2 protein-coding genes are annotated in these 1,503 nt (G+C 72.0%); both read right to left on the bottom strand.

Annotated features, from left to right (window positions below):
- Positions 1–861: hemolysin family protein (locus GA0115259_RS35350; RefSeq protein WP_141716827.1), on the bottom strand; the 861-nt coding region annotated here is incomplete at its 3' end.
- Positions 862–997: 136 nt separating this feature from the next.
- Positions 998–1,503, bottom strand: a 506-nt coding sequence (gene bioD / locus GA0115259_RS35345; RefSeq protein ID WP_141716826.1) for an ATP-dependent dethiobiotin synthetase BioD, incomplete at its 5' end; no start/stop codon positions are given.

Below are 1,503 nucleotides of genomic sequence, written 5' to 3'. Positions count from 1 at the left end.
CAGCAGCTCGGCCACCGTGCGCCGGGGCCGGCCCGCCGCCGGAACCGCCAGTACGTCCTTGATGTGCGCGATCCCGACCACCGTGTCGAGACTGTCCCGGTAGACGGGAAAGCGCGACAGACCGCTGGCGCGGGTGGCGTTGGCGACATCCTCCGCCGTGGCGCGTTCGTCCAGGGCCATCACGCGTACCCGCGGAGTCATCACATTCTCCGCGGTCAGCCCGGCCAGGCTCAGGGTCCGTACGAACAGCTCGGCGGTGTCCTGCTCCAGCGCGCCCTCCTTCGCCGAGTGCCAGGCCAGCGCGACCAGTTCCTGCGGGCTGCGCGCGGAGGCCAGCTCCTCGATGGGCTCAAGGCCGAAGCCGCGTACGATCCGGTTCGCCGTGTTGTTGAGATGGCGGATGAACGGGCGGAAGGCCGAGGAGAAGCAGCGCTGCGGAGTGCCCACCACCTTGGCGACGGCCAGCGGTGACGAGATCGCCCAGTTCTTCGGCACCAACTCGCCGACGACCATCAGGAAGACCGTCGACAGGGCCGTACCGATGACCAGCGCCACCGAGGAGGCCACCGAGGGCGACAGCCCCACGGCCTCCACCGGACCGCGGATCAGCTTCGCGACCGACGACTGGGCGAGCATGCCGACGACGAGATTGGTCACGGTGATACCGAGCTGCGCACCGGAGAGCTGGAACGTGAGACTCCGTACGGCCCTCAGCGCCCCGGCCGCGCCCCGCTCCCCGCGCTCGGCGGCCCGTTCCAGCTCACCGCGTTCGACGGTGGTCAGAGAGAACTCCGCGGCGACGAAGGCCCCGCAGGCGAGCGACAGCACGATCGCCACCACGAGCAGCAGCACTTCGGTCATCGGTTCACCTCCGTCCCATATTCGGTCAGCGACGGAGGGACCGCGCGGCGGCGGGCATCGCAGCGTGGGATCAGTGTGAACTGCTATATCGAAGAGCTGGTCGGACAGGACGAGGGCGACGGACGGCGACCGCCGCTCAGCTGTCCTCGGCGGGAAACTCCGGCCCGGCCCCGGCCTCCGCTGCGAACCGCGCCGCGTCCCACCGGCCGTCCAGCCCGGGCGCCAGCCACCTCGGCGCCCGCGCCCGGAACTCCACCGGATCCAGCGAGCCCGCGCCCTCCGGCACCGCGCCCAGCAGCGGAGCATCCGCCGCCTCCGGCAGATCCGCCAGATTGCAGCGCTCCGCGAGACCGGGCGCGGCCGGCCAGCTTCCGACCACCACGCCCGCGAGCGTCAGCGATCTCGTGCGCAGCGCCTCTGCGGTGAGCGCGGTCATATTGAGCGTGCCGAGCCCGGCCGGCACCACCATCAGCACCGGAGCGCCCAGCAGCCGGGCCGCGTCCGCGAGCGTCCCGCCTCGTTCGTCGTACCGTACGAGCAGTCCGCCCGCGCCCTCGACCAGCACCAGATCATGCTCGGCGGCCAGCTTCTCGGCCGCCTCGGCCATCTCGTCGGGACGCACCGGCGCCGCTCCGGCCCGGC

The sequence above is a fragment of the Streptomyces sp. MnatMP-M17 genome (genome assembly GCF_900091995.1).
Taxonomy (GTDB): domain Bacteria; phylum Actinomycetota; class Actinomycetes; order Streptomycetales; family Streptomycetaceae; genus Streptomyces.
This window is presented reverse-complemented; position numbering and strand designations above follow the sequence as displayed.